The organism is Mycobacterium sp. P7213, assembly GCF_900604305.1.
GTDB lineage: Bacteria > Actinomycetota > Actinomycetes > Mycobacteriales > Mycobacteriaceae > Mycobacterium.
The window spans coordinates 1-1,082 of sequence record NZ_UWOA01000105.1 but is presented as its reverse complement, the minus strand read 5'-3'; the positions used below and the strand labels follow the sequence as shown (position 1 = coordinate 1,082).

General features: G+C 65.9%; 1 protein-coding gene. It reads left to right on the top strand.

The genetic code is table 11. The features are described 5' to 3' along the window. A partial coding sequence (locus tag EJK91_RS21365) for an acyltransferase domain-containing protein (protein WP_164518072.1) occupies window positions 1-1,082 on the top strand: 1,082 nt, incomplete at both ends.

Below are 1,082 nucleotides of genomic sequence, written 5' to 3'. Positions count from 1 at the left end.
TTGGTGTTGGGGTCGGTGAAGACCAATTTGGGGCATTTGGAGTCTGCGTCTGGTGTTGCCGGGTTCATCAAGACGGTGTTGTCGGTGCAGCAGGGTTTCATTCCGCGGCATTTGAATTTTTCGGAGTTGACGCCGAATGCGGGTGCGGCGGCGTCGAAGTTTCAGGTTGCTGATCGGGGTATGGACTGGCCGGCGGTGTCGCGTCCGCGCCGGGCGGGGGTGTCCTCGTTCGGGGTGTCGGGCACCAATGCGCATGTGATCGTTGAGCAGGCGCCTGATGCTGAGGTTGTTGCGGGGGCTGCTGCGGTGCCGGTGAGCACGTTGGTGGTCTCGGGCAAGTCCCCGGCACGTATCGCGGCCACCGCGGGGGTGCTCGCCCAATGGCTGGCCACCGACGGCGCCGAGATCGCGCTACCGGACATCGCACATGCGCTCAACCATCACCGCACTCGCCACCAGAAGTTCGCCACCATCGCCGCCCGCGATCACGAGCAGGCCATTGCCGCGCTGTCCGCGTTGGCCGCTGGTGAATCCGCACCCGGCGTGGTGGAACCGGTTGCGGTGCTGCCCGGACCCGGCACCGTGTTTGTGTTTTCGGGTCAGGGTTCGCATTGGGTGGGGATGGGTCGTCGGTTGTTGGCCGATGAGCCGGTGTTCGCTGCGGCTGTTGATGAGTTGGAGCCGGTGTTTGTCCGGCAGGTGGGTTTTTCGCTGCGTGAGGTGATCGAGCRGGGCGCTGAGATTTCCGGTGATGCGCAGGTGCAGCCGGTGATCATGGGGTTGCAGTTGGCGTTGGCTGCGTTGTGGCGTGCCTATGGGGTTGTGCCGGATGCGGTGATCGGGCATTCGATGGGGGAGGTGTCTGCGGCGGTGGTGGCCGGGGCGCTGACGCCGGAGCAGGGTTTGACGGTGATCGGGGTGCGGTCGCGGTTGATGTCGCGGCAGGCCGGTCAGGGTGCGGTGGCGTTGTTGGAGTTGGATGCCGTTGCTGCCGGTGAGTTGCTGGCGGGTTATCCCGGTGTTGAGGTGGCGGGGTATTTGTCGCCGCGGCAGACGGTGGTGGCCGGTGCGCCCGCGCCCGC